The sequence below is a fragment of the Paraburkholderia phytofirmans genome, assembly GCF_046028095.1.
Classification (GTDB): Bacteria; Pseudomonadota; Gammaproteobacteria; order Burkholderiales; family Burkholderiaceae; genus Paraburkholderia; species Paraburkholderia phytofirmans_A.
The window spans coordinates 683,827-707,015 of the sequence record NZ_JAQQDJ010000003.1 but is presented as its reverse complement, the minus strand read 5'-3'; the positions used below and the strand labels follow the sequence as shown (position 1 = coordinate 707,015).

Here is a 23,189-nt window from a genome sequence, read left to right as displayed (position 1 = left end):
ACTTTTATCGGCTTGCGTGAATTCACGGCTGCACTCCCGTCACGGGATCGGCATACAAGGCCTGACGCACCGGCCATGATTGCCATAGCCACAGCACTTCGGAAATGGCCAGCAACGACACCAATGCCAGCAAAAAAATCACTGTCCAGCGGCTGACCGTCGGCAGCTTGCGCGGCGCGACGTGCGACAGCGTGTTCGCGTAGGCCGGTTCGGCCAGCACGCGATCGCGCCCACCGAGATCCGCGCGGCGCTGATAGACGAACTCATACAGTTCCTCGCGATAGCCGCGCAGCCGTGCGGCAGCGTCGGCATCGCGAAAGCGGCCCTGAAAACCCATCGCCAGTGCAAACAGGTAAAGCCGCGCGATGTGGCGGCGCGACGGTTCGCGGTCCGACAGCAATTGCTCGATGCGGCGGAACACCAGATCGCCGGCGACGTTGGTGCGAAACAGCGTCGATTCGAGCAGATACGCGGTCCAGCGCTCGCGGCCGGTCCACGGCGTATTGAGCAGGATTTCGTCGGCCAGCACGGCTTTCAGATAACGCGCATCGGCCACGTTCTCCATCTCGAAGCGCGAGCTGTCGCGCCGCGACTGCAGCGTCTGCACTTCGAGCAGATTCAGAAGATGACGGCTCAAGCCTTGTGCGGCGACATCTGGATCCGTGCCCGGCACCTCAGAAAAACGCGCCTGCGCCTTGACGAGCTCGTCGAGAAAGACCCGGAACTGTTCGGTAACGAGATCGTCTTCTTCGGGCTCAAGTGGTCGATTGCGTGCCATGCTCAGCGTACCTTCATCGTTGCATTCATCTTCACTGTCTCATTGCATGCAAGGCGTCAGCCTTTCACGAACAGCAGCATTTCCTGCGGACGCTGCGCGCTCGCGCCTTCGTTCGGATTACCGATCACCAGCGGCTCGCTGGCATGCACGAGCGCCGGTTCCGCGTCGATCTCGAACAGCAGATAACCGGAGCCCGAGCGAATCCCGAGTTCTTCCGCGTAATCGACCCCGCGCCGCGTCGCGCCGAGCACGCGGCGCGCGCGCAGCGACGCATACACGGACTGCGAGCCGATCACCGCACCGTCCATCCACGAGAGCAGATCGCGTTCGGACTGGCCGCGCAGACCGACGACGAGACGCTCGCCGACCCAGTCCTGCTGCAAGGCGATTTCGAACGCGCCGTGACGGAAATCGAACTTGTGCTCGCGGTAGTCCTCGCTGACTTCCGACACCGAGTCGCGCAGCGAACGCAGCAACGGTGTGAACACCGCCAGCGGATCGGCATGGTCGTAATCGGGCGGCACGGGCGGCAGTCCGCCGGGCTTGAGCGTCGCGAGCGCGCCGCTTAACGACGCCAGCGACCAGAACAGCGCGAGCGGATGCAGATGCGGCGTGCGCAGCACCGCTTCGGCATGCGGCAGCGCCGTCAGCAGACTGCGCAGGCGATCCTTCAATTCGAGCTGCGTCAGCCGGTCGTCCACTTTCGACGACGGATTGGCCGTCTGCCGCGCGACGAACGCCGCCTTGCCGCGCAACTGTCCGAGCAACGAAGCGACCGCGGTCCACAGCGGGTTGTCGCGGGCAACTTCGAGCAACGGCGGCAAGGTGTCGCCGAGCCGCACCACCTCGTTGTCGCGATAGACCGAGCCGAGCCTGAGATGCACGTGCATTCCCGAAGGCAGCTCGCCCGCAGTGAGCGCGAGATTCGGTACGAGGCGCGGAATATCGGCAGGCGGTGCGTCGGACACTTCGTCTTCCACCGGCACACCGGCGGTCGAACGGAAACGTTTCACCTGCGCATCGCGCCGCATCGTCGCGGCGACCGGCAGCACCAGATAGAAGTCGAGCGGCCCTTTCGCCAACTGCTCGGCGAACGGCTCCAGCGACAGTTCGAGCCGGCCGTGCTGGCTCGACTCGGCCGCATACGAAACCGCCGTGCCGTCGGGCATGATCGCGTCGAGCGCGAGAATCCGCACGAGTCCGGTCGCCAACAGGCCGTTGTCGAACACCAGATGCCGCACGCCCCAGCTGAACGGCGCGGCGGCGAGCGTTTGCCACGCCACGAGCGAATCGACGCGCGCGGCGCTCAGCTGGAAATGCTGCGGCGACAGCAGCATGCCCTCGAACCACTCGATGCGGTCGGTCACCGCATTAGCAAGCTTAGACATGGTTGCTCCTCCTCACGCCGGTTTCCTTCGCGCGGCGGCGTGCGGCCGTCCGGCTGGCGGGGGAATGCTTGAAAACACCTGCACACGCTGTCATTTCGTATCCGCGACGGAAAAATTATTGCTGTCCAGTTGCACGACCAGGCGCCCGCTGAACTTCTGAATCCGGACGCGATGCGCGCCCGGGTCCGGGTAATTGGCAAACACAAAGGCCGCGACCACGCGCGGGCCGGCGAACGCATCGTCCGTCACGTCGAGCCGCTGGCCGGGCACCAGCTCCCAGCTGCGGTAGCGCAGGCTCTTCGGGAACGTGCTGAGCAGATCGTTACGGCCCACGAACCATTTCGATGCGGGCAGCTCGGCGAGCCGCGCAAGCATTGCGTCGTCGCTCACCAGCACGACATCGACGGCGACTGGGCTGTTGTTATTCACGTCGTCGCTAGCCGCGAGCGTGACCTGCGACCATGAGGCTTTCTCGCCGCTCATGCCCAGCATGCCGCAGCTCGCGAGAACGCATGTGCAGCCCAGCGCGACCAGCAGGCGAGCTGCGCAGCGCGATAGATGGCGCGTACGTTCGCTAGTACGTTCGCTAATCAGGCAGTTCCTCATCTCGCTCCAACTCCAATGCCCATCAAGACGATCAGCGATGCCGCCACGACCATGCAGCCGGCCGCCAGCACGAGCTGCGCGCGCGTGAACGCGAAGCGCAGCACCTCGCCGAGTTCGGGCTCGCCGCGCGCTTCGGCCATATGCGTGCGCTCCGACGGCAAGCCCGCCGACACGAGCGCGATCACCGCGCACACCGACAGCAGGCTCAGCACGTTGCGCGGCCCTTCGCAGATGAGATCGATCGTGACGAACAGCACGCCGGCTGCTTCGACCGGCAGATGCAGCAACGACAGCACGATGCCGGTATAGCCGGCGGTCGCCACCCCGCTCTGTCCAGCGGAGGCGAAGGCGGCCGCCGCCGCGGCGGCGCCGATCATGACGATTTCGCCGGCGCCGAGCGGACGCTCGTAGAGATTCGCGACGAACACGGTCGCCAGCGCGAAGTACAGCGCCGAGCCGGCGCGCAGGAACACCGAGCCGAACGGCACCACCAGTTCGACCACACCGCGGCTGAATCCGAGCACCGTGCTCATCGCCTCGATGGTGTGGGGGATAGGCGCGGTCGCGCTGCCCGAGGTCAGGCCGACCAGCAGCGGCGCCTTCAGGCCTGCGAGCACGCGCCCGAAGGGCTGGCTGCTGCGCACCGCGATCATCGCCAGCGCGATGCCGCCGAACAGCACCGTGGCCAGCAGGAAGCACAGCAGAAAGCCGCCCATCGCGCTGAGCGTCGCGCGTTCCGTATGCGATGTCAGATGCGCGGCCACGCCGAAAGCGAGCACGGGAATCAGCAGGTTCGCCCGCGCAATCACGATCTCCAGTGAGCGATAGATCCCTTCGAACACGTTGTTCAACATGTTCGTGCGCTCGCGCGAAAGCGTGGCGAATGCCATGCCGAACAGCAGCGTGCCGGTCAGGATACCGAGCGAGCGCCCTTCCGCGAGCACCCGGTAGAAGTTGTCCGGAAACAGATCCTGCACGCCGTAGGCGCTGACGCTCGACGCCGCGTGCGCGCCGTGATCGAACAGCGTGATGCGCACTTCTTCCGCATCGCTCGCGCTTTTGAGGACGAGTCCGCCGAGCTGCGCGTGCGCGGCGTCGGAGAGATGCTGCCCCGGCATCATCAGCACGCCGGTCAGCGTGCCGCCGATCGCGCACAGCACCACCAGCATGACGGCCAGACCGAGAATCGTGCCGACGCGCACGGCCGGCCGCGGCAACGCCAGCACCTGGCGCAGGCCGAAAAACGTCGCCACCACCAGCAACGGCACCGCCGCCATGTTGACGACCGACAGATAAAGTTGCCCGATGAAATACGCGAATGCGCCGGCCGGCGCGGCGAACGCGCCGCACAAGCCGCCCACCGCCACGCACAGCAGCAGGCCGAGGGTGCTCTGCGAGAGCGTCTGCAAAGTCTTCATTGCGGCCTGTTCCAGCCGCGCGCCACCGCGACGGCGACGGGGGCGCGCGCCAGTTCGAGTGAACTGTCGATCAACGTCAGCGGCGGATTCTGCACATGCCGCGCTGCGACCGGAATCTCAGTGCAGGCCATCACTGCCGCACGCACATCCTGCGCGGCCAGAGTGTCGAGCACCGTCGACAGGTGGCCCGCTGCCTGTTCGAGCGCGCCGGCCTTCACCTCGCGGATACACGCCGCGATGCTTTGCTGCAGGTCCGCAATGGGCATCAGCGGCTCGATGTCACGCGCGGTCAGCGCGGCCTGATAGAAGCCCGACTTCAGCGTACCGCCAGTGCCGAGCACGGCCACGCGCCGCGCCGAAGCGGGCACCGCGGCCACGCAGGCCTCGGCGATATGCAGCACCGGCGCGGCACTGCGCGCCGCGATTCGCGCATACCAGTGATGCGCCGAATTGCACGGAATCGCGATCAGCCCCACGCCGTTGCGGTTCAGCAGATCGATGCCTTCCAGCAGACCGCCGAGACAATCCTCGCCGTCGCCGAGAATGGCCCGCGAGCGGTCCGGAATGTGCGGCAGATTGGCGACCAGCATCGGCAGATGCTGCTGGTCGCAGGAGGCGTCGGTGAGCTGCACGACCTTGGCCATGAAATCGACCGTCGCGAGCGGCCCCATGCCGCCGAGGATTCCGATGAGTGCCATCGAGGCTCCTAGATCTTCAGCGGACGCGGACAGATCAGCGTGACCGCGGCCGCGTTGCCGATCACGAGAATCAGCGTGCGCAGCATGTCGCACAACGGATCGACCGCGAGGAACAGGATGAACGCGGCTTCGAACGGCAGGCGCAGATACGCGCACGTCATGCCCACCAGCGACACGGTGACGAGCCCGGTCATCCCCGCCGAAGCAAAGCCGGCCAGCACCGACGCGAGCAGCACGGTCGCCACTTCGACGACACCCAGCGGGCGTCCATAAAGTTGCGCGATGAACAGCGTCGCGCACACGTAATAGACCATCGGTCCGACGCGCAGCAGCGAAATGGTGAGCGGCACCAGCAGCTCGACGCGTGAACGCGCGAAACCCAGCTTGTCGACGAGGCTTTCGATCATGCTCGGCATGCAGGCGGCGCTATTGCGGGTGGCGAGCGCCAGCGCGAACGGTGCGCGCAGCGCGTCCAGCGTTCTCGCGAGGCTATGGCTCGAACGCTTCCAGATGATCGCGGCCGCGAGCATCAGCAACAGCACCGACACGACGAAGAACGCGATCACGAACTGCAGCATTGCATGCAGCGGTCCCACGCCCGACTTGCCGAGCTGGGCGGCGCTCATGCAGATCAGGATCAGCGGCAGCGGATAGCTGAGCCAGTGCATCAGCCGTTGACAGGCGTGATAGATCGTTTCCAGCGACTGGCTCAGGCCGGCCGAAATGCGCTCGGGCACGCGGCCGACCGCGAGACCGAACAGCAGCGCGAACACCAGCGCTTTCAGCGCATCGCCGTTGGCGAGCGCCGCGAAGATGTTGGTCGGCACGAGGCTCGTCAGCACGTCGGAAAAGCTGAGCGACGGTTGCGGGACATCGGCGCCATACAGGTTCATTACGGTGTCGCTGGAGGTGGCGTCGCTGCCCACCATCAGGCCGAACGTGCGCATGGTCGCACTCGACAGGTTCGCGCCCGGATGCAGCGTCAGCAGCACGATCGCGCCGACCACCGCCACGGTCGCCGAGGTGCAGATGAACACGGTAATGACCCGCACCAGCAAACGCGAGGTGCCGCCGTCGCGAAACAGGCGCTGCAAACTGAAAATGACCGCCGAAATCATGAACGGCAAGGTCGTCATCTTCAGCAGGTCGACGTAGATGTCGCCGATGAAGCCGAGCTTCTGCGCGTCGACCGGCATGAGCAGGCCGAGCGCGCCACCGATCGCGAGGCTGCCGATCACCACCCACGGGTTGAGTACGAATGCGTAGATCCTGCTGGAATTCATGGTGTGCTCTCTTGCGTGATGCGTATCAGTGATCGGTGGCCTGAAGAACAGTGCCGACATCGAACTTCGTATTGCGCTCTGCCAGAAACTGGTTGACGAACGCGAGCAGCGTCGGCTCGGACACGTTCACACCGATGGCAAGCGTGTCTTCCAGATCCTGCAGGGTGACCACGCGCAGCCGCAGCGACGCGGTCGGGTCGATCTTGAGCACGCGCTTCACCTCGAACTCGTCGCGGAAAGCCGCCGTCACTTCGCCGGCGTTCAGCGCGCTCAGCACCGCATCCCAGGTCGGATAACTACGCACTTGCGCCTTCGGAAAGTTGTTGGTGACATAACCGGCGTACGACGAATTCGCGACCACGCCGATCGAGCCGTCGTACGCGCGGATCACTTCCGGCACCGGCCGGCCATGCGCCAGTTGCGCGAACTTCACCCGATTGAGCAGCAGCGAACGTTTCAGGCTCAGATACGGCGCGCTGAAACTGATCACCTGCGCGCGCGACAGCGTCCGCGATAGCTTACTGACGGCAATATCCGCCTTACCTTTAGCGAGCAGGCTCACAACATCGTCAAAAGTCTTCGCGTCACGGTTGAAACGCACCTTCACGCCGAGCTTTCTGGCTATGTCGGTGGCGAGGGTGATGTCGAGTCCGGTCAGCTTGCCGTCGTGTTCTTCGAAGAACGGCGGCTGGTCGACACCGAGCACCGCCACCACCAGCTCGCCTCGTCCGACGATGCGGGCGAACTCCGGCGCCAGCAGCCGGCCGTCCGGCATCTGCACGAGACCCGTCGAAGTGGTCGGCAGCACGGCTGGAACAGCGGCGGCGGGTGCCGCAGCCACAGCCGCAACCGCGGCCGGCGCCGGCGGAGTGCCGGCGGCGCCGGCGGGCGGCGAACCGAGCACGGCGAGAGTGGTCACCGTGGCAATCGCGATGAGCAGCAGAGCCACCCGGCGCTGCACGCCCCGCGTGAGGCAGGCCGCGAGGGATTGGCGGTCGAGGTACCGGGCGAGGATAAGGAGCGGAAACGACATGACAAGTACCAGTCTTAGAGAGTCGAAGAAGCGGGAACCGGGGCGAGGTCACTGACGCCCGGCAAGGCCGGCTGCGGCGCCACGCTGCCGGTGGCGACCGTCGCGGCGGTGGCCGGTGTCGCGGATGCGTCGCGCGGCGCGTCGGCGCTGAAGCGCGCGCCGATTTCCACGCCCAGCAGGAACAGCAGGACGCAGAGCAACAACGCGCAGGCCGCGGCGATGGTCACCATCCGCGAAGTCATGGAAAAAACGTATTGCTGCATTGGCCTCTATCCTCAAGGAACCATGGTGGTGAACTGTGCGGGCGCGACGATCTGGATCACGCCGCCCCACGAACACATCAGCTTCGACGAGTTCTGCAGCGCGGGCAGTCCGCCGATCAGCACGGTCGGCGAACCCGGCACCCACGGCGCGGCGGTGACCGGCACGCAAGGCATCGGCGTCAGCACGCCGAGCGCCGCGGCGGTCGCGGCGGCGACCATCGGATTGGCCGGGCAATTGCACATGCCGAAGGGCATCACGTTGACCATCGGCAGATGGTCCATGATGGTGGCCGCCGGCGCGCCGGACAGCACCCGGTTCGCCGGCAGCACGCCGAGCGTGCCGGGCGCGGCGCCGAAGCTGCATTGGAGCGTGGTTCCTGCCGTGACCTGAATGCCCACGTCTAGCCCCTCACCCATTTTTCGAAATGCTTGACGAGCCGCGGCGCGGCGGTCGAACCGCCGGGCGGCTGGCCCGCGTCGACCTTGCGCCATTCGCCTTGCGGCTTGCCTTGCTGGTAGACACGCTCTTCGATCACGCTGCCATCGGGCGCGAAACGGCGCACGGTGCCATGCAGCAGATCGGCACGGTAAGGCGACGACTGAACCAGCGCGCCTTCGCGCGAGTAGTCGCGCGTTTCGCCTTCGAGCAGCCCGAGGCGGTAGTTCACGCGCCGCACGATGACGCCGTCGCTCATGAACAGCGCCTCGCGATCGAGCTTGCCCGCCGCGTAATTCAATCGCGACGTGACGAGCCCCGACGGCGCGTAGGAGACGCTTTCGCCATGCAGCACGCCTTGCACATAGTGCTGACGCGCGGCGACACGGCCGTCCTGATAGAGCGTCGTCACGCCATGCAGCTTGCCGTTCAGGTAGTGCGCCTGCTGAAGCGGCACGCCCTGCTCGTCGAAGGCGGTCAGCGGCCCGTTCAGTGCGCCGTGCGCAAAGTTGGCCTGCACGAGCGCGGTGCCATCCGGCGCATAGCGCGTGCTCTCGCCGTGCGCCACGTCGCCCAGCAAAGATGCGCGCCCGACGAGACGGCCCGCGTCGTCTCGCTCTTCCACGATGCGCGCGACGCCATCCGCCGCTTGCGGCGGAATCGACGCGTCGGCGGACGTTGCGGCTGGCGGTGACAGAAAGGTTTCGATCGCGTGCCTCAGTTCAGTTTGACCAGCCCGCCCTTGAGCGCGAGCATGCCGCCGCCGTCGACGGTCTGCGTCGTCGAAGCCTTGTGGGAAAGCGACAGTCCTTCGTTGCTCAAGGTCGTACCCGCCTTGCTCGCGTGCGTGGTGCCCGCTTCGCTGCTGAGCGAGGTGCCCGCCTTGATGCTGATCGAACCGCTGACGTCGAGCACGAGATTGCCGCTGACCTTCAGCGTGTAATTGCCGGTCACGTTCTGCGTGAAGGCCGCATGGTTGGTGTGCGTCTCGTCGCCGGTCACGTCGAGCGTACGGGTGCCTTTGACGTTGTGCGTTTCCTTGCCGGTCTGCACGTCGATCGTGCGGTCGCCCTTCTGGATCACATGCGATTCGGCGCCGGCAATCACGGTCGTGCTGAGCGCGTTTTCGATCGCGACGGTCATGTCTTTTTGCGCGTGGAAGTACAGCTCTTCTGCATTGAGCTTGTCTTCCATGCGGATTTCGTTGCCGGCGGTGCCGCTTTTCGACGAGCGCGAACGCATCACGCTTTGCGTCTGCAGAGAAGGCAGCGCGACCGGCGGCGCGTTCTGGCCGTTGTAGACGCTGCCGGTCACGAGCGGCCGGTCTGGGTCGCCGTCGACGTAGCTCACCACCACTTCCTGGCCGATGCGCGGCAGAAACAGATGCCCCCAGCCCTGGCCCGCCGAGGCCTGCGACACGCGCACCCAGCACGAGCTGTTTTCATCGGAGGCGGCACTGCCGTCCCACGGGAATTTCAGCTTCACGCGGCCGTTCGCATCGGTCCAGATTTCCTCGCCGGACGAGCCGACCACTTTCGCGGTGTGCGTGCCGGCAACCAGCGGACGCGGCGTCACGAGCGGCGCGCGAAACGGCACCGACGCCGGAAACACATGGAATTCGTTGCTGTACGTATCGTTCGACGCCGTATGCGTGATGTCGCGCACCACATACGACACGTTGAGCGCGCTGTTGACGTGCCCGCTCAGCGCGAACGACGTGCCGGCTGTCAACGCATAGCAATAGCTGGCGCCGCGTCCGGTCTGCTGCTGCACGGTTTGCGCGGCGAGCCGGACCGCGGATTTGCGCGCGCCTTCCGCGCTCGTGGCGTACTTGCCGGGAAACGTGAAGCGCCTTCCGGTGGGAATGGAAGCACTCCCGATCGACGACTCCGTCGAACTGGCCGCGGCGAGATAGTCGTAATCGCCGAGCACATGTTCGCCGGACACGATGCCCTGCGTCATGGTGAAATCGGAGACCCGCTCGGCGCGCGGCGCTATGCTGCTGTCGGGCGCGAAATACAGCGTGGGCTGACCGACCTGGTGCGCCGACGGGCTGTCGGCGAGCACCATGGTGTGCGCGCCGTTCGTGAAGGTGAAGAAATAGAAAATGCCTTCCTCTTCCATCAGCCGCGAAATAAACGCGAACGCGCTTTCGTCGTATTGCACGCAGTACTCGCGCACCGCATAGTCCGCGCTGCTGATGCGCAATTCGAACGGCACCTGAAAGCTGCCCAGCACGGTCTTGACGATGTCGAGCGCGCTCTGGTTCTGAAAGATCATCCGGTCCTGGCCAAGCGTGAGCAGCCACAGGCGCGGCGCGAGTTCGGCCGAGTAGAAGCCGTACTGCGAATTGGCGCCCGTATGCGCGAAGCGCTTGACGATGCCGTTGAAGTAACGCGCCGTGCCGACCTGGTCCTTGACCGTCACCGTGACGCTCTTGCCGATGATGGTCTGCGCGTCCAGCGCCTTGTTCGCCGAGTGCATCCGCAAGTCGAAATGAAACGGCTCGGAGATCGCCTCGCGGCCGCCGAAGCCGTCGAGCAGCAGCGCGTCGGCGCCGAACGGCGTCGTGACCGAGATGAAGCTGTTGGCCTGGCTGGGCACGCTGGACATGCTGCTACGCCTCCTCGACAGACAGGAAGCGGAATTCGATGCCGCCCGCGCCGTTCAGCGCGAGATGCACGCCGCCGAACGGTTCCGCGATCGAAATGCGTTCCAGCACCTGGCGCGCCAGTTCGGGCAAGATCGATTGCGTCAGGATGTGATCGACATTGCGCGCGCCGCTGTCCACTTCCTTGCAGCGCTCGGTGATCAGCGCGGCCAACGGTTCGTCCCACGTCAGGCGCGCATGGTGATTGCGCTCGAAGCGCTGCGCGAGCCGCGTGAGCTTCAGATTGACGATCGACGTGATCTGCGCGTCGCCGAGCGGGTAATACGGCACGAGCACGAGGCGGCCGAGAAACGCCGGGCTGAACTGCTTGAGCAGCGCCGGACGCAGGCGTTCGCTCAGCGCCTCGGGTTCCGGCCGGCGGCCGCCCTGGCACGCATCGGTGATGATGTCCTGCGCCGCGTTCGAAGTCAGCAGGATCAGCGTGTTCTTGAAATCGATCGGCACGCCTTCGCCGTCTTCCATCACGCCCTTGTCGAACACCTGGAAAAACAGTTCGAGCACGTCCGGGTGGGCTTTTTCCATTTCGTCGAGCAGCACGACGCTGTACGGGCGACGCCGCACCGCTTCCGTCAGCACGCCGCCACGTCCGTAGCCCACGTATCCGGGCGGCGCGCCCTTCAGGCCGGACACGCTATGCGCCTCCTGAAACTCGGACATGTTGACGGTAATCATGTTGCGCTCGCCGCCGTACAGCGTATCCGCGAGCGCGAAAGCCGTTTCCGTCTTGCCGACACCGCTCGGCCCGACCAGCAGGAATACGCCGACCGGCTTGCCTGGATCGTCGAGATCGGCGCGGAAGGTGCGCACGCGGCGCGCGATCGCGTCGAGCGCCTGATCCTGGCCGACCACGCGCTCGGCGAGTTTGTCCTGCAGATACAGCACGGTGTGCAGTTCGTCGGCGAGCATCCGGCCAACCGGAATGCCGGTCCAGCCAGAAATCACCTTCGCCACGATGGCGGAATCGACGCAGACCGGCACCATCGGCTCATCGCTCTGAACCGCTTCGAGCCCTTTCTCCAGGCGCGCGAGATTCGCCGTCAGCGAGGCGCCGTCGTCGGCATCGTCGCCCTCGGCGGCCTTGCGTTCGTCCGCCAGATAGAGGCCGATCTTCTTGCGCCACGCGATGATTTCGCCGACCGCATGCTTTTCGGTGACCAGCTTGTCGGACAGACGCGCGTGCTGCGCGCGCGCTTCGTCGAGCTGCTTGTTGACAGCGGCAATCGCGTCCGCGCGATCGCTGCCGGTGGCCGCTTCGTGACGCAGAATGCGCAACTGGTTCTCGTTGGTCTCGATCGAACGGCCCAGCGCTTCGATCTCTTCGGGCACGCCGTTCTGCCCGATCGCGACCCGCGCGCACGCGGTGTCGAGCACGCTGATCGCCTTGTCGGGCAACTGGCGGCCGGAGATATAGCGATGCGACAGCTTGACCGCGTCGCGCACCGCGTCGTCGAGAATTTCGACGCCGTGATGTTCCGCGAGCTTTTGCACCATGCCGCGCAGCATGTCGATGGCTACCGCTTCGCTCGGCTCCTCGACCTTCACCACCTGGAAGCGCCGCGCGAGCGCCGGGTCACGTTCCACGTATTTCTTGTATTCCGCCCACGTGGTCGCGGCGATGGTGCGCAGTTCGCCGCGCGCGAGCGCAGGTTTGAGCAGGTTGGCCGCGTCGCCCTGTCCTTCGCTGCCGCCCGCGCCGATCAGCTGATGCGCTTCGTCGATAAAGAGAATCACGGGCACCGGCGAGGCCTTCACCTCGGCGATCACCGACTTCAGGCGATTCTCGAATTCGCCCTTCACGCCGGCGCCGGCCTGCAACAACGCGAGATCGAGCGAGCGCACCGACACGTTGATCAACGCGGGCGGCACGTCGCCCTGCACGATGCGTTGCGCGAAACCTTCGACGACCGCCGTCTTGCCGACGCCCGCCTCGCCCGTCAGGATCGGATTGTTCTGGCGCCGCCGCAGCAGCACGTCGATCAGTTGACGGATCTCCGCATCGCGGCCGCGAATCGGGTCGATCGCGCCTTCGCGGGCCAGGCCGGTCAGGTCGACGGTGTACTGGTCGAGCGCGGTGCGTTGCGTGCCGCCGCCGGGCGCGCGCGACATTGAGGGCATCGCCGGTTGCACTTGCGCGGCAGCCGGCTCACCGGATGTATCGGCGGGCTTGCCATCGGACGCTGCGGTACGCGCGGCAGCGCCGCCGGCATCCTCCGCCGAACCGGCCAGCACGGTCGGCAACAACTCGCGCAAAGTGGCGCGCGGAATGTTCAGCAAGGCCGACGCCGATTCGAGCAGCAGGCCGCGCAAGCTATCGACCTCGAGCAGCGCGAGCACGAGCGTGCCCGAGCGGATCTGTTGTTCCGCGAGCAGCATCGAGCTCAATAACCACGCCTCCTGAAACAGCGACGAAAAGTTCGGCGACAAAGCCGGCGTGCGGCCATTGCCGCGCTTGAACTGATCGATCGATTTCTGGAGTTGCGCGATCAGCGTTTCCGGTTTGATCTGGAAATGAGCGAGGATCGCGTGCAGATCGGGCGCGTCCGCTTCGAGCAAGCTCAGCAACAGATGCTCGACATCCACGTTGTAGTGCGTTTGCCGCACGCACGCTTGAGCGGCCTGCTCCATCGCGTGCTTGCACTCCGGATTGAGCCGGCTCAGCAACGTGCGGATATCGATGTTCATGCGCTGCATCCTTCGTAATGGCGCGAGGGTTGGCCGGCCGCGCGCAGCGCGAGACGAACCGGAGCCGGCGCCGCGGCAATCGTGCCGCGTGCGCTCGTTGTAGGGTTGATGCGCGCGGTGTCAAGCGAGGCGCCGTCGTCTTGCGCGCCGTGCTGGCCGCCGGCCACCCAGGAGGTCCAGCCGAGCCGGGCCGCATTCGGGCCGCCGAGCGCGCAGCTCACCCGTTGCGGCGTGAGCTTCAGCACGAACTCGATATCGAAATCCTGTTGCACGTAACACTGGATCAGCCACTGCGCGAGCGCGTGATCGCGGCCACCGGGCAGCAACGCGGCAAAGCGCTCACGCGACAAGTCGGAGAACTCGATGCGGATGCCGGCCGCCTGGTCCCACGCGCGCCGCCCGAGCACACTGTGTCCGCCGAGCCGGGGCGCGCGCAAACCCACCCGCGCGAGCCGCAGCGAATCGGTCGCGTCGATCTGCCGCCAGCCGCCGACGAACTGCATGCCGCGCACCGGCACACCAAGGCGGTCGGAGAGCAAGGCGAGCAGGCCCGTCATCGAACGCGGCGCCGCGCTGAGCAAGCCGGCGTGACGCATCCACAGCCGTTCCTCGTGCGGGCCGCGCAGCGCGCCGTGCAGGCCCAGATTGCTCAACGCATCGAGACATGCGGCCAGCGCCGACGCGTGCGGCGAGCGCCAGTTCAAACCGGGCGCGTGCTTCTTGCGGCTGCGATAGAGAAACGAGAGAAAGCGGTGATTGAAGATGTCCAGCAAATCGGCGGTGGCGAAGTCGCGCCGGGCGCGGCCCTCCAGCACCAGCTCCGTGAACGGCATCGGCAGCGGGCCGTTAGCGCCGGCCAGCGTGAGCGCCGGCGTGGACAGCGTGTAGGCGGGCGTTTGCCGGCCGTGGTCGGGCTCGCGTCTGCGCTCGTGCTCGTGTTCGTGTACTTGAGTCGCGTCCTGCGGCTCGCTCTCGCGAGCGGACGGATGCCGCGGCGAATCACCGCGCCGCACGCCGTGCACATCGCTCGGCTCGAAAGCGAGCGACACGAAACCGCTCAGCCGCACGCCTTCGCCCGCGCCATTGCCGCGACCGAGCGGCCGCGCATGCGGCACCGCACGCTCGAGCAGACTGATCGCCTGGAACAGCTCGAAGCCCTGCGGATTCGCGATGAGCCGGTCGATCAGAGCAGCTGCTGGCAACCGGTCATCGGCTCCCATTGCTTCCATATCTCGTCTCCACGGCGCACCACCAACCGCACAAAAGAATTGACCGATGTGTACATGGCGAAAAAGCGCGCCAGCACCGCGCCCATCAGCAACGGCGATCCGCCGACGAACGCATGCGCGTCGAACTCGATGCTGACTTCGGTGCCGCGGCAGTACCCGCGCCATGCGTCGGCGCCGACATGCGCAGTCACGCTGCGCGCCTGAATGCTCTTGATGCCGCGAATCTGATCCTGCTCACGGGTGCTCTCGGAGGCGAACAGACGCAGCATTTCCTGCAACTGCTTGTGGCCCGTCGCGCCGCTCACGAGCGAGTGATAGTTGAGCGTCAGCAGCGAGATCAAACGCCACAGCGTCTCGCTGCCGAGCGGCGGATTGCGCTGCAGCGTCGGCTCATACAGGCAGCGCACTCGCGCGTTCTGCGACACCTTATCCACCAGCATGCGCGCGCCGACCGGCACCTGTTCGGCCAGATGCCGGTTGGTGCACAGCACGTTCGCGTAGACCACCGGCTCCGCCGGTTCGCTGACGGCATTGCTCGCGTCGACGAAACTCAGGAACATGTCCGTGCCCTGCACGTTCTCGCGCAAGCTGTGCTCGCGGCGTGCGGACCAGAAGACCGTCGCGCCGTTCGCGTCGACGTGATCGATCGAGGAAAAGCCCGGCACGGTCGCCGAGCGTTCCATCGACGGGTCGGATGCAACCACGGAGACGATCGAGTGAATTTCCGTCATGGCGTCGCGCCGCTGATCCGCGACCAGCCGGTATTCGTAATGACGGTGATCGATCGCGATCGGCTCGCTCGTCTGCGAAAACAGATTGACGATGGGCGTGCAGCCGAGCTTGAAATGCTGCGCGCCGAGCATGCCGAGGCCGCGCGGCACGCGTTCGAGATGCAGCACGATTTCGCATGTGCGGCCCGTGCCGAGACGGCCCGCCAGATGGTGCAGATCGAAAAAATGAAACTTGCGCGGAAAGGCGAAATACTCCTGCATCAACCCATAGGCCGGCTGCGCATGGGGCGGCTGCGGCAGCACGCTGTCGGCTTCCGCATAGCCCACCTCGCGCCACGCCGATGCGGGCAGCACCACGCCCCCGCCGCTTTCCGGGCGCAGCGACACATCCGTCACGGCCGATGCCAACAACTCATAGAGCGGCATCGTCACCATCCAGTCGCCGTGCAAATGAATGCGCAACTGTTTGAGTTCGAGTTCCGAAAAATCGACGCCGGGCTCGCATTCGAGCGTGAGACGCAGCGTCGAGTCGTCGCCGAAAGCGGCCCGGCTGATTCGCAGCGGCCACAGCGTGGTGTCCCACGCGGTGCGGAACCGGCAAGCGTCGCCGCTTTCGGTGAGCGCCTGAAGTCCCGTGTGACGCGCCACCTTGAAGCCCGCCGTCACCTTGCCCTGACTCGGATCGAGTTCGAACTGCGCGACCGTCATGGAGGGCGTCGGCTGAACCAGCGACGGACACACGTTGTCCAGCAACGCCGATGCAACTTGCGGAAATTCCTGGTCGAGATCGCGATGCACGCGCGCCGCGAGAAACGCGGTCGCTTCGATCAAGCGCTCGGTGTGCGGATCGAGCGACTCGGTGCCGTGCAGCGCAAGCCGCGCCGCGACCTTCGGATAGCGCTGCGCGAATTCGGCGCCCTGCGTGCGCAGATACGAGAGTTCGCGTTTGTAGTACTGGAGAATATCGTCGCGCGCGAGTTCAGCCATGGTCCACCCAGCGCGGATCAGCGGTGTGATGGCCCGACGGCGCCAGTTCGAAGGCCACGTGGCCCACGCCTGTCTGTTCACGAATCTGGCCGCCGATCATCAGAATCGCGGCGGGCGCGCGCTCGGCGGGAAAAGCAAAACTGACGGTCACATCCTTCAGACGCGGCTCGAACAAGGCGATTGCATGCTGGATGACCGCGGCAATCGCGTCGCGATCGCCGCCGGAGCGCAACGAACGCTCCGAGAAATCCGGCACGCCGTAATCGATGACGCTGCCGTCGGTCTCACCGAACTCTTCGAAGGTGAGCCGCGAACGCGTATTCAACAACCTGCCCAGGTCGCGCGCCACCGACTCACGGAGCGCATTCGCGCCCGTGAGTTGCGTCTCGCCGGCAGCGGCGAGACGGTCGAACAGGGGCATGGCCGAACCCCTTGAAATTGCCGACATGACGCGAATACTCCTGCAACGCGGACGGTGATACGGCGTTCGCTTGCGCGACCCGCGATAAATGCTCAGGCAGCCGGCGAAACCGCGACGTTCTTCGACAGATCCCAGCCGAACGACGCATTGCCCTTCTTCGTCGAATCGATGTTTTGCTGCGTGTACGAAGACGTGATCTGCGTGAAGTTGAGCGAGAACGAATCGCTCATCTGACCGCCGCCGCTCGTGCCGATCGACGACACCATCGCGTTGGTCATCACGTACTTCATTTGCAGCATGAACTTGCCGTTTTCGTTACGGCCGATCGACAACACCGCGTCGCCGAGCTTCGTGCCGGCCGTACAGGCTGCGTACAGGCCCGGCGTCGACTGGTCGGTGCTCTTGGAGAACGTGAATTCCTGGAAGCTCGGGCGGCCGAGCGTACGTTCCGTATTGGTCGCGTCCATGCCCATCGGCAGCGAAACGGAATGCGAGAACGAGTGGATCACGATCTGATCGGCGTAGCCGTCGATCATCGCGTTACCCTTGATGTCCTTGATCTGGAGAAGAATCGTATCCATGACTGTCCTGGTTTAATCGGTTGTGTGTGCAAACTCGCGTGCGGCTCGCGCCGCACGCATGCATCAGGCTGCCGCTGCCGGCAATTCGGCGACGAGGCGGATCGATGCGGTCAGTTCTTCCATCTGGAAATGCGGCTTCAGGAAGCAGGTTGCGCGATACGCGCCCGGCTTGCCCGGCACTTCCGTCACGTCGACACGCGCTTCGCCGAGCGGATAGCGCGCCTTCGAAGCCTGCGAGGCCGACGGATTGATCAGCACGTAGTCGGCAATCCAGTTGTTCAGATAGCTTTCCACGTCGGAGCGGGTCTGGAAGCTGCCGATCTTGTCGCGGATGATGACCTTGAGGTAATGCGCGAAGCGCGACGCGGCGAGCACATAGGGCAGGCGCGACGACAGTTGCGCATTCGCGTTGGCCGCGTCCTTGTTGTAGACCTTCGGACGGTTGGCGGTCTGGCTGCCGAAGAACGTCGCGTAGTTGGAGCCCTTCGAATTGACGATGGCGATAAAGCCGAGGTCGTTCAGTTCCTTCTCGCGGCGATCCGTGATCGTGACTTCCGTCGGGCACTTCAACGCGACATCGCCTTCGTCGGTCTTGAACGTATGGGCGACCATGCCTTCCACCTTGCCGCCGCCTTCCACGCCGCGAATCGCCGTCGACCAGCTGTATTTCGCAAAGGCGTCGGTAATGCGCAGGCCGAGCTGATATGCCGAGTTGGCCCACAGGTACTTGTTGTGATCCGTACCGTCCACATCTTCTTCGAAGTTGAAGCTCTCGACCGGCTTGGTCTTCGCGCCATACGGCAGACGCGCCGCGTACGACGGCAAGACCAGCGACACGTAGCGCGAATCTTCCGAATCGCGGAAGCTGCGCCATGCGGCGAGTTCGGCGCTTTCGAAAGTCTTCGACAGATCGCGCGTGACACCGAGCTCCGTGAACGACTTCAGGTCGAAAAGGCTCGGTGCTGCTGCGGTGATGAACGGCGCGTGCGCGGCCGCGGCAACCTTCGAGATGCGTTGCAGCAGCGCGAGATCCTGCGGATGACGGCCGAAGCTGTAGTCGCCGATCAGCAGCGAATACGGATAGCCGCCGAAGGTGCCGTACTCTTCTTCATAGATCTTCTTGAAGAGCACGCTCATGTCGTGATCGACTGCCGTTTCCAGATCCTTCAGCAGTTCCTTCTTCGTGACGTTCAAAAGACGCAGCTTGAGTTGCGTGCCCGTTTCCGTGCCGTACACCATGTCGTGCAGACCGGTCCACGACGCTTCGAGCGCCTGGAACGCCGAGTCATGCATGATCGCGTTGATCTGATCGGTCAGCAGCGAATCGATTTCCGCGACACGTTCGTTGATCATCGCGACCACGGACTTGTCCGGGCTCGTACGCATGCCTTCATCGAGAATCTGCGACGCGAGTTGCCCGATCAGCTTCTTCGCGTAGACGCTTTGCGACTCCTCGACCGCCATGTTGCCTTCGTGAACGATGCGTTCGAGAAGACTCAGGTCGGCGCCGGGCGCGCTTGCTTCGATTGTCTGGGTATCGCTTGCCGCCATGCCGGCTGCATTGTTGCTTGCCATCTGGATCACCTGTGAAAGTTCGTTACGCCCGCCATGACGGGCATGCAATGCCGTTACGCTGCGGGTGCGCCGTCGTCGGCGGCCGGCTCGGCTGCAGCCTCGGCTTGAGGTTTGGCGGCTGCGGCAGCCGGCTTGTCGCCGCCGTGAGCCTGGCTTTGAACTTTCTTCAGGTCCTCGGTGTTCTGGACGATGCGCTCAAGCATCAGATCGAGTTCGTCGTTGCCGTCGAGTTTGGCGAGCAGATCACGCAACTGCTGACGTGCTTCCAGAAGCTTCGCAAGACGCGGAACCTGTTGCACGATCGCTTCCGGATGGAAGTCGCCGAACTTCGAGAAATTCAGTTCGACCTTGAGGCTGCCTTCGCCCTTCATCGTGTCCGGCACCGACAGATCGAGACGCGGCGCGATCTTGCCCATGATCTCGTCGAAGTTGTCGCGATCGATCTCGACCAGCCGGCGCTCTTTCAGCTTCGGCAGCGGCTGGGCCGGGTGACCGGACAAATCCGCCAGCAGGCCGACGACCATCGGCAATTCGCGCTTTTCAATCGCGTCGCCGATTTCCACGTCATAGGTGATCTGGACGCGCGGCGGACGATTACGCCCAACCCATTTCTGCAAACTATTGGACATACGTATCTCCCGGTGAAGCTCGCCTACGTTAAGAAAACCGTCCCGCTCGTCTTTCTCTAAGGCGAGCGGCATATCAGGTAATTCGGGGTGGAACGCGCAGAAATCGCATGACGAGGGCAGGCGCGCGCAACCGTCGCCAAAGCTTTATCGGCGCTGCCTGAGTGATCTTTAGAGTTTTTATTCGGGAGTCGGGTTAGTACTTACGAACCCTGGTCGCGCTAACGTTTGCGCGCCATCCGAGGCGCAATTTGGGGTCAGCGAGAGTTGGGCGAGCCGGTCGCCGACCGGCTCGCGAGACGAGCGGCGGGCTGCCATTTTCGAATGGAAAACCCGCCGTCGAGGAGAACTGCGAAACGACGTCCCGCGTATGGCGCTTACGTTGCCGCGAGGAAGGCGACGGCCTTGTCGGCGAAGCTGTCGTTCGTGTGGTGATGCACGGCGTGATCGAGCAGACCTTGAATATTGCTGCGGCCTTCGGTGTCGCGTGCCTGGAACTTGAAGCCGGAGGTCTGCAAATACCGCGCGCCGAAACTCTTCAGGCGGGCGAAGTATTCCGCGCCGGTGTTGTAAGTCGCGCGGTCCACCACCTCGCGGGCAGGCTCCATTTCATCGCGGAACAGGTTGGCGAGCGTCATCAGGCTGCCGCAAATGCCGGTATTCAACGTGAGCATCGGGATCAGCGGGCTGGCGTCGCACCCTTCCTGGAAAAACGTCTTGAACTTGTCGAGGTCATGGATGATGCCGCCTTTGGATGGATCCATATTCGGCTGGAATTCGAGGCCGCGCGGACCCGGATCGCGCGTGGCGAGTTCGCGTTCCTGCAGGTAGACCTCGCGCGCCTTGACGAGGAACGCGTGAATTTTGCTCTGCTCCCACAGGCGGAACGTGAATTTGACCAGCCACTCGACGCCCGTAACGATAGCCGATACGAGGCTGCCGGCGCCCGGCAGAAAGGCGCTCAGCGACATGGACACCACCCCTTTCAGCGTGGTCCACAGTCCCTGGAAAATACCGGATTCCATTTCGCCTTCGAGCGTTGCGGCGATCAGTTCGGGATGTCCGGGGTTCAGTTCGATGCGGCGCCGCTGCAGCCACGCGCCGACTTTTTCCGCGGCTGCACGCAAGGTCTTGACGATGCCCGCGCCGAGGTCGATGGCCGCGCCCACGAATGGCGCCGCGCTGGCGAGACACTGTGTGACGACGACCTTGATCAACGAACGCACCACGCTGCCGGCCAGGTTGAAGTTGCTTGCCGATGCGCCGAGCAACGCATTCTTGATCTTCTCGAAAGCCCACGTGACCGCGCTTTCTATCTCTCGGCGCAGATTGTTGAGCGTTTCCGTCACGGTGACGAACGCCGCGCCGACCACGGTGGTCGGCAACACCCAAGGGTTGAGGAAAAGAGCCGGATCTTCCTTGATCATGTCGAAGCCGGCCTGGGTCACCGGATAAGTCCAGGTCACGCTGGACTTGATCACGCCGCTGCCGGGGCTATTCATGTCAGGACTCACGGTGCCGGTGGTCGCCCAGCGCCGCTCGCGGGTGTTGGGGGCGCTCAGGCCGAAAAGATCGTCCACTTTCGCCACACCCTTGGGCAACAGCTTGACGCCGGTCGCGGATGCAGTGGTGAGCGCCTGAGCGGACACCTGATGCCCTGCGATATTGACATGGCGGGCCGCCTGGCTGACGTTGTTCAGATGTTGCGTGTTGGTGGCGAAGCCGGACCCCACTGCGCCACCGACGGCGGCCACACCCTCCATCGCGATGGTGAAGCAGTTCATGTCGATGTTGAGATTGCCCAGCAGGTAAAGCACGCCGTAACGCGAATGCGGGATATCGAAATTGCGGATACGGTCGCGGGCGGCCGCGGCCGACGCCCGCGGCGGCGCAACGTTGGTTGCCTCCCGCAGGATGTATTCCATCAGGCCGCCGCTTTCGGTGTTGCGCGGCACGCGGGCCCAGTTACCGCCTTTTTCGGCGACGTAGTCGTCGAGGGCGTCGCGCAGCGTGGCGGCCTTGAGCGCGTCGAAGCGCGCCGTGCACCAGGCGGCGTACGCAGCGTCGACACGCCGTGTGCTTGCGCTTCGCGAACTGAGTGTCAGCGCCGTACGGCGGATCCATTCGCTTGCATTGACAACTTCCAACGGTCCTTTCGCACCCATCTCCAGATCCCCTGTAGCCGGTCCGCCGGCTTATCCTGGTGTTGAACCCAATTGCAACATCGTAGGTAAATGAACTCCTGCACCGGTTCTTTCGAGTGGTTCCAGGATCGTTGATGGCGTGCACGTTGAGCCAGTCACCGAGGTATGCATCGGCCCGAAACGCCATCACATCGTTAACGGCCGCCACGTCGCGGACTTTAGTGGAGGTCGATGTCTTGCATGCGGGCGTCGTGCGCTACCGGACTGCCGCAAACGGTGCATCACCCTGGTTGCGGTGTGAAAAGAGGCTATCTGCCGCCGAACATTGATTTGCTCCGCCATTAGCGATACCTTCTATTCTGGTCGTCGAATTGCGGTCAACGAGAGGAGACCCGTTTCGTGAAAAGAGCGTGGGCTTTCTCCTGCATCGTCGCCTTGAGCGCGATCCTCGGCGGATGCGGCAAGGGAGGATCGCAAAACGCCACCGAGGCGTCGGGCGCCTCCGTGGCGAGCGAGGCGTCAGCTCCCCCAGCGGCAGGCGCGAGCGGCACAGCCGTCGCGTCAGGCGCACTCGGCACCGTCACCAAGACACAGTTGCCGGGGGAGGCAGCCGAAACATTGCGGCTGATCAAAGCGGGCGGCCCCTTCCCTTTTTCGGAAGACGGCGTCGTGTTCCGTAACAGCGCGGCATTGCTGCCGCAGCATCCACGCGGCTATTACCACACATACACGGTTCGCACGCCTGGGTCGACGGATCGCGGGCAGCGCCGGATCATATGCGGTGGACCACGCAGGCAGACAGGCGACTGCTATTACACCGACGATTACTACGTCAGTTTCAAGCGCATTGCAGAGTAAGGCCGCTTTTACAGAACGAATAGCGTGATTGCCGGAAGACATGCCCACTTATGAAGTGTGGTCTGGATGAAAAATTCTTCGTCGAGCATTGCTACACGATCGCGTGTGGACACGCCCATTTGCAGTTTGCCCGAGGACCTTCGACCAGTGGCCAGAGAGTCGACGGATAACTCATCCAAAAACCTTGGCCCATGCAGCCCGAAGACGTCGCGCGCGGTCTTCAAAGAGATATGACGCAGCCAGCGTCAAGAGACCTGAAATAGCACCCGTGACGATGTGCTCGACATAAGGGATGCGGTAGTGACTCACGTGCGCATAGGCGTCGCCCAATGCTGTCAGCAAGCCGACGATCAGCGCATTGCCGTATCGATTCCCGTAGAGTTTCGCAGCGGGCGTGAAGGTCAGAAGCACGGCAAGGAGTCCGGTGAGCAGACCGGTGTGGAATGCAATCGTCCAGTGGGCAAGGCTCATGATGTTGCCCCAGCTCCCCGGCATGCAGGTCATGCATGCGCTGGTCGGCTGCCAGAAACGCTGGACAAACAGCTTTAAGCGGCGCTTCCACTCGAATGACATGAGGTTTTTCCCACCAATGCCGCTGTTACGGCCGACGCCAGCCTGGCTGCCGTTGGACCGCTTTGCAGACCTTTTGACCAGCTTGCCGTCCTCGTTATGGATAAGCCTCATGAGCGCCGTCGAGGCCGCGTAATAGCGTGGCATGGAGGGATACTACACCGCCGTTAGAGCGCCGCCGTTTCAACCGGTATCGCAATTCGGCCCTTGC

21 protein-coding genes are annotated in these 23,189 nt (G+C 64.3%); 1 reads left to right on the top strand and 20 read right to left on the bottom strand.

The genetic code is table 11. From position 1 onward, the window contains the following. Window positions 1-22 precede the first annotated feature (22 nt). The 19 genes from PQR54_RS12085 to PQR54_RS11995 all read right to left on the bottom strand — a co-directional run bounded on the left by PQR54_RS12085 (window position 23) and on the right by PQR54_RS11995 (window position 21,571). Window positions 23-778 carry a DotU family type IV/VI secretion system protein gene (locus PQR54_RS12085; protein WP_408245804.1) on the bottom strand — a complete coding sequence of 252 codons (756 nt, stop codon included), beginning with the start codon at window positions 776-778 and terminating at the stop codon, window positions 23-25. Between the two features lie 56 nt (window positions 779-834). Continuing rightward, window positions 835-2,166: a type VI secretion system baseplate subunit TssK gene (tssK, locus tag PQR54_RS12080; RefSeq protein ID WP_408245802.1), complete on the bottom strand. Its 1,332-nt coding sequence runs from the start codon at window positions 2,164-2,166 to the stop codon at window positions 835-837. Between the two features lie 90 nt (window positions 2,167-2,256). Continuing rightward, window positions 2,257-2,658, bottom strand: a complete 402-nt coding sequence (locus PQR54_RS12075; RefSeq protein WP_408245800.1) for a hypothetical protein — start codon at window positions 2,656-2,658, stop codon at window positions 2,257-2,259. A gap of 110 nt (window positions 2,659-2,768) precedes the next feature. Continuing rightward, window positions 2,769-4,190 (bottom strand): dicarboxylate/amino acid:cation symporter, encoded by a 1,422-nt coding sequence (locus PQR54_RS12070; RefSeq protein WP_408245798.1) that lies wholly within the window; start codon window positions 4,188-4,190, stop codon window positions 2,769-2,771. After that, the gene (cuyB, locus tag PQR54_RS12065) at window positions 4,187-4,888 is read right to left on the bottom strand and encodes a cysteate racemase (RefSeq protein ID WP_408245796.1); all 702 of its coding nucleotides are present in this window, start codon (window positions 4,886-4,888) and stop codon (window positions 4,187-4,189) included. The genes PQR54_RS12070 and cuyB overlap by 4 nt, the downstream gene beginning before the upstream one ends. 8 nt (window positions 4,889-4,896) lie before the next feature. After that, window positions 4,897-6,171 carry a dicarboxylate/amino acid:cation symporter gene (locus PQR54_RS12060; protein ID WP_408245794.1) on the bottom strand — a complete coding sequence of 425 codons (1,275 nt, stop codon included), beginning with the start codon at window positions 6,169-6,171 and terminating at the stop codon, window positions 4,897-4,899. A gap of 25 nt (window positions 6,172-6,196) precedes the next feature. Beyond that, complete coding sequence (locus PQR54_RS12055; protein ID WP_408245792.1) at window positions 6,197-7,204, bottom strand: ABC transporter substrate-binding protein; 1,008 nt, start codon at window positions 7,202-7,204, stop codon at window positions 6,197-6,199. A 14-nt stretch (window positions 7,205-7,218) separates the two neighbouring features. Beyond that, the gene (locus tag PQR54_RS12050) at window positions 7,219-7,467 is read right to left on the bottom strand and encodes a hypothetical protein (protein ID WP_408245790.1); all 249 of its coding nucleotides are present in this window, start codon (window positions 7,465-7,467) and stop codon (window positions 7,219-7,221) included. A gap of 12 nt (window positions 7,468-7,479) precedes the next feature. Beyond that, window positions 7,480-7,866, bottom strand: coding sequence for a DUF4280 domain-containing protein (locus tag PQR54_RS12045; RefSeq protein ID WP_408246076.1), 387 nt, complete (start codon window positions 7,864-7,866; stop codon window positions 7,480-7,482). A gap of 2 nt (window positions 7,867-7,868) precedes the next feature. Next, complete coding sequence (locus PQR54_RS12040) at window positions 7,869-8,528, bottom strand: toxin-antitoxin system YwqK family antitoxin (RefSeq protein ID WP_408245788.1); 660 nt, start codon at window positions 8,526-8,528, stop codon at window positions 7,869-7,871. A 92-nt stretch (window positions 8,529-8,620) separates the two neighbouring features. Further along, entirely contained in the window at window positions 8,621-10,516 is a 1,896-nt protein-coding gene (locus tag PQR54_RS12035) for a type VI secretion system Vgr family protein (RefSeq protein ID WP_408245786.1), read from the bottom strand. 4 nt (window positions 10,517-10,520) lie between these two features. Next, a complete protein-coding gene (tssH, locus tag PQR54_RS12030; RefSeq protein WP_408245784.1) occupies window positions 10,521-13,256 on the bottom strand; it encodes a type VI secretion system ATPase TssH in 2,736 nt (911 codons plus the stop codon). Continuing rightward, window positions 13,253-14,485 carry a type VI secretion system baseplate subunit TssG gene (tssG, locus tag PQR54_RS12025; RefSeq protein WP_408245782.1) on the bottom strand — a complete coding sequence of 411 codons (1,233 nt, stop codon included), beginning with the start codon at window positions 14,483-14,485 and terminating at the stop codon, window positions 13,253-13,255. Before tssG ends, tssH begins: the two co-directional genes overlap by 4 nt. Continuing rightward, entirely contained in the window at window positions 14,440-16,203 is a 1,764-nt protein-coding gene (tssF, locus tag PQR54_RS12020; RefSeq protein WP_408245780.1) for a type VI secretion system baseplate subunit TssF, read from the bottom strand. The genes tssG and tssF overlap by 46 nt, the downstream gene beginning before the upstream one ends. Further along, a complete protein-coding gene (tssE, locus tag PQR54_RS12015; protein WP_408245778.1) occupies window positions 16,196-16,624 on the bottom strand; it encodes a type VI secretion system baseplate subunit TssE in 429 nt (142 codons plus the stop codon). The genes tssF and tssE overlap by 8 nt, the downstream gene beginning before the upstream one ends. Window positions 16,625-16,716: 92 nt before the next feature. Continuing rightward, entirely contained in the window at window positions 16,717-17,205 is a 489-nt protein-coding gene (locus PQR54_RS12010; protein WP_408245776.1) for an Hcp family type VI secretion system effector, read from the bottom strand. A 63-nt stretch (window positions 17,206-17,268) separates the two neighbouring features. Further along, window positions 17,269-18,780, bottom strand: a complete 1,512-nt coding sequence (gene tssC / locus PQR54_RS12005) for a type VI secretion system contractile sheath large subunit (protein WP_408245774.1) — start codon at window positions 18,778-18,780, stop codon at window positions 17,269-17,271. Window positions 18,781-18,833: 53 nt separating this feature from the next. After that, the gene (gene tssB / locus PQR54_RS12000; protein ID WP_408245772.1) at window positions 18,834-19,409 is read right to left on the bottom strand and encodes a type VI secretion system contractile sheath small subunit; all 576 of its coding nucleotides are present in this window, start codon (window positions 19,407-19,409) and stop codon (window positions 18,834-18,836) included. Window positions 19,410-19,783: 374 nt separating this feature from the next. Then, window positions 19,784-21,571 carry a hypothetical protein gene (locus tag PQR54_RS11995; RefSeq protein WP_408245770.1) on the bottom strand — a complete coding sequence of 596 codons (1,788 nt, stop codon included), beginning with the start codon at window positions 21,569-21,571 and terminating at the stop codon, window positions 19,784-19,786. A gap of 378 nt (window positions 21,572-21,949) precedes the next feature. On the opposite strand from PQR54_RS11995, the gene PQR54_RS11990 reads away from it, so the two are divergent. Beyond that, window positions 21,950-22,408, top strand: a complete 459-nt coding sequence (locus PQR54_RS11990; protein ID WP_408245768.1) for a ribonuclease — start codon at window positions 21,950-21,952, stop codon at window positions 22,406-22,408. A gap of 171 nt (window positions 22,409-22,579) precedes the next feature. Here the strand turns inward: PQR54_RS11990 and PQR54_RS11985 are convergent, their stop codons facing one another. Further along, entirely contained in the window at window positions 22,580-22,981 is a 402-nt protein-coding gene (locus tag PQR54_RS11985; protein WP_408246074.1) for a hypothetical protein, read from the bottom strand. Window positions 22,982-23,189: the final 208 nt, after the last annotated feature.

What these genes read in the sequence shown, in the direction of transcription:
- PQR54_RS12085 (WP_408245804.1), bottom strand. Translation starts at nt 778, where the DNA reads ATGGCACGCAATCGACCACTTGAGCCCGAAGAAGACGATCTCGTTACC.
- tssK (WP_408245802.1), bottom strand. Translation starts at nt 2,166, where the DNA reads ATGTCTAAGCTTGCTAATGCGGTGACCGACCGCATCGAGTGGTTCGAG.
- PQR54_RS12075 (WP_408245800.1), bottom strand. Translation starts at nt 2,658, where the DNA reads ATGCTGGGCATGAGCGGCGAGAAAGCCTCATGGTCGCAGGTCACGCTC.
- PQR54_RS12070 (WP_408245798.1), bottom strand. Translation starts at nt 4,190, where the DNA reads ATGAAGACTTTGCAGACGCTCTCGCAGAGCACCCTCGGCCTGCTGCTG.
- cuyB (WP_408245796.1), bottom strand. Translation starts at nt 4,888, where the DNA reads ATGGCACTCATCGGAATCCTCGGCGGCATGGGGCCGCTCGCGACGGTC.
- PQR54_RS12060 (WP_408245794.1), bottom strand. Translation starts at nt 6,171, where the DNA reads ATGAATTCCAGCAGGATCTACGCATTCGTACTCAACCCGTGGGTGGTG.
- PQR54_RS12055 (WP_408245792.1), bottom strand. Translation starts at nt 7,204, where the DNA reads ATGTCGTTTCCGCTCCTTATCCTCGCCCGGTACCTCGACCGCCAATCC.
- PQR54_RS12050 (WP_408245790.1), bottom strand. Translation starts at nt 7,467, where the DNA reads ATGCAGCAATACGTTTTTTCCATGACTTCGCGGATGGTGACCATCGCC.
- PQR54_RS12035 (WP_408245786.1), bottom strand. Translation starts at nt 10,516, where the DNA reads ATGTCCAGCGTGCCCAGCCAGGCCAACAGCTTCATCTCGGTCACGACG.
- tssH (WP_408245784.1), bottom strand. Translation starts at nt 13,256, where the DNA reads ATGAACATCGATATCCGCACGTTGCTGAGCCGGCTCAATCCGGAGTGC.
- tssG (WP_408245782.1), bottom strand. Translation starts at nt 14,485, where the DNA reads ATGGAAGCAATGGGAGCCGATGACCGGTTGCCAGCAGCTGCTCTGATC.
- tssF (WP_408245780.1), bottom strand. Translation starts at nt 16,203, where the DNA reads ATGGCTGAACTCGCGCGCGACGATATTCTCCAGTACTACAAACGCGAA.
- tssE (WP_408245778.1), bottom strand. Translation starts at nt 16,624, where the DNA reads ATGCCCCTGTTCGACCGTCTCGCCGCTGCCGGCGAGACGCAACTCACG.
- PQR54_RS12010 (WP_408245776.1), bottom strand. Translation starts at nt 17,205, where the DNA reads ATGGATACGATTCTTCTCCAGATCAAGGACATCAAGGGTAACGCGATG.
- tssC (WP_408245774.1), bottom strand. Translation starts at nt 18,780, where the DNA reads ATGGCAAGCAACAATGCAGCCGGCATGGCGGCAAGCGATACCCAGACA.
- tssB (WP_408245772.1), bottom strand. Translation starts at nt 19,409, where the DNA reads ATGTCCAATAGTTTGCAGAAATGGGTTGGGCGTAATCGTCCGCCGCGC.
- PQR54_RS11995 (WP_408245770.1), bottom strand. Translation starts at nt 21,571, where the DNA reads ATGGGTGCGAAAGGACCGTTGGAAGTTGTCAATGCAAGCGAATGGATC.
- PQR54_RS11985 (WP_408246074.1), bottom strand. Translation starts at nt 22,981, where the DNA reads ATGTCATTCGAGTGGAAGCGCCGCTTAAAGCTGTTTGTCCAGCGTTTC.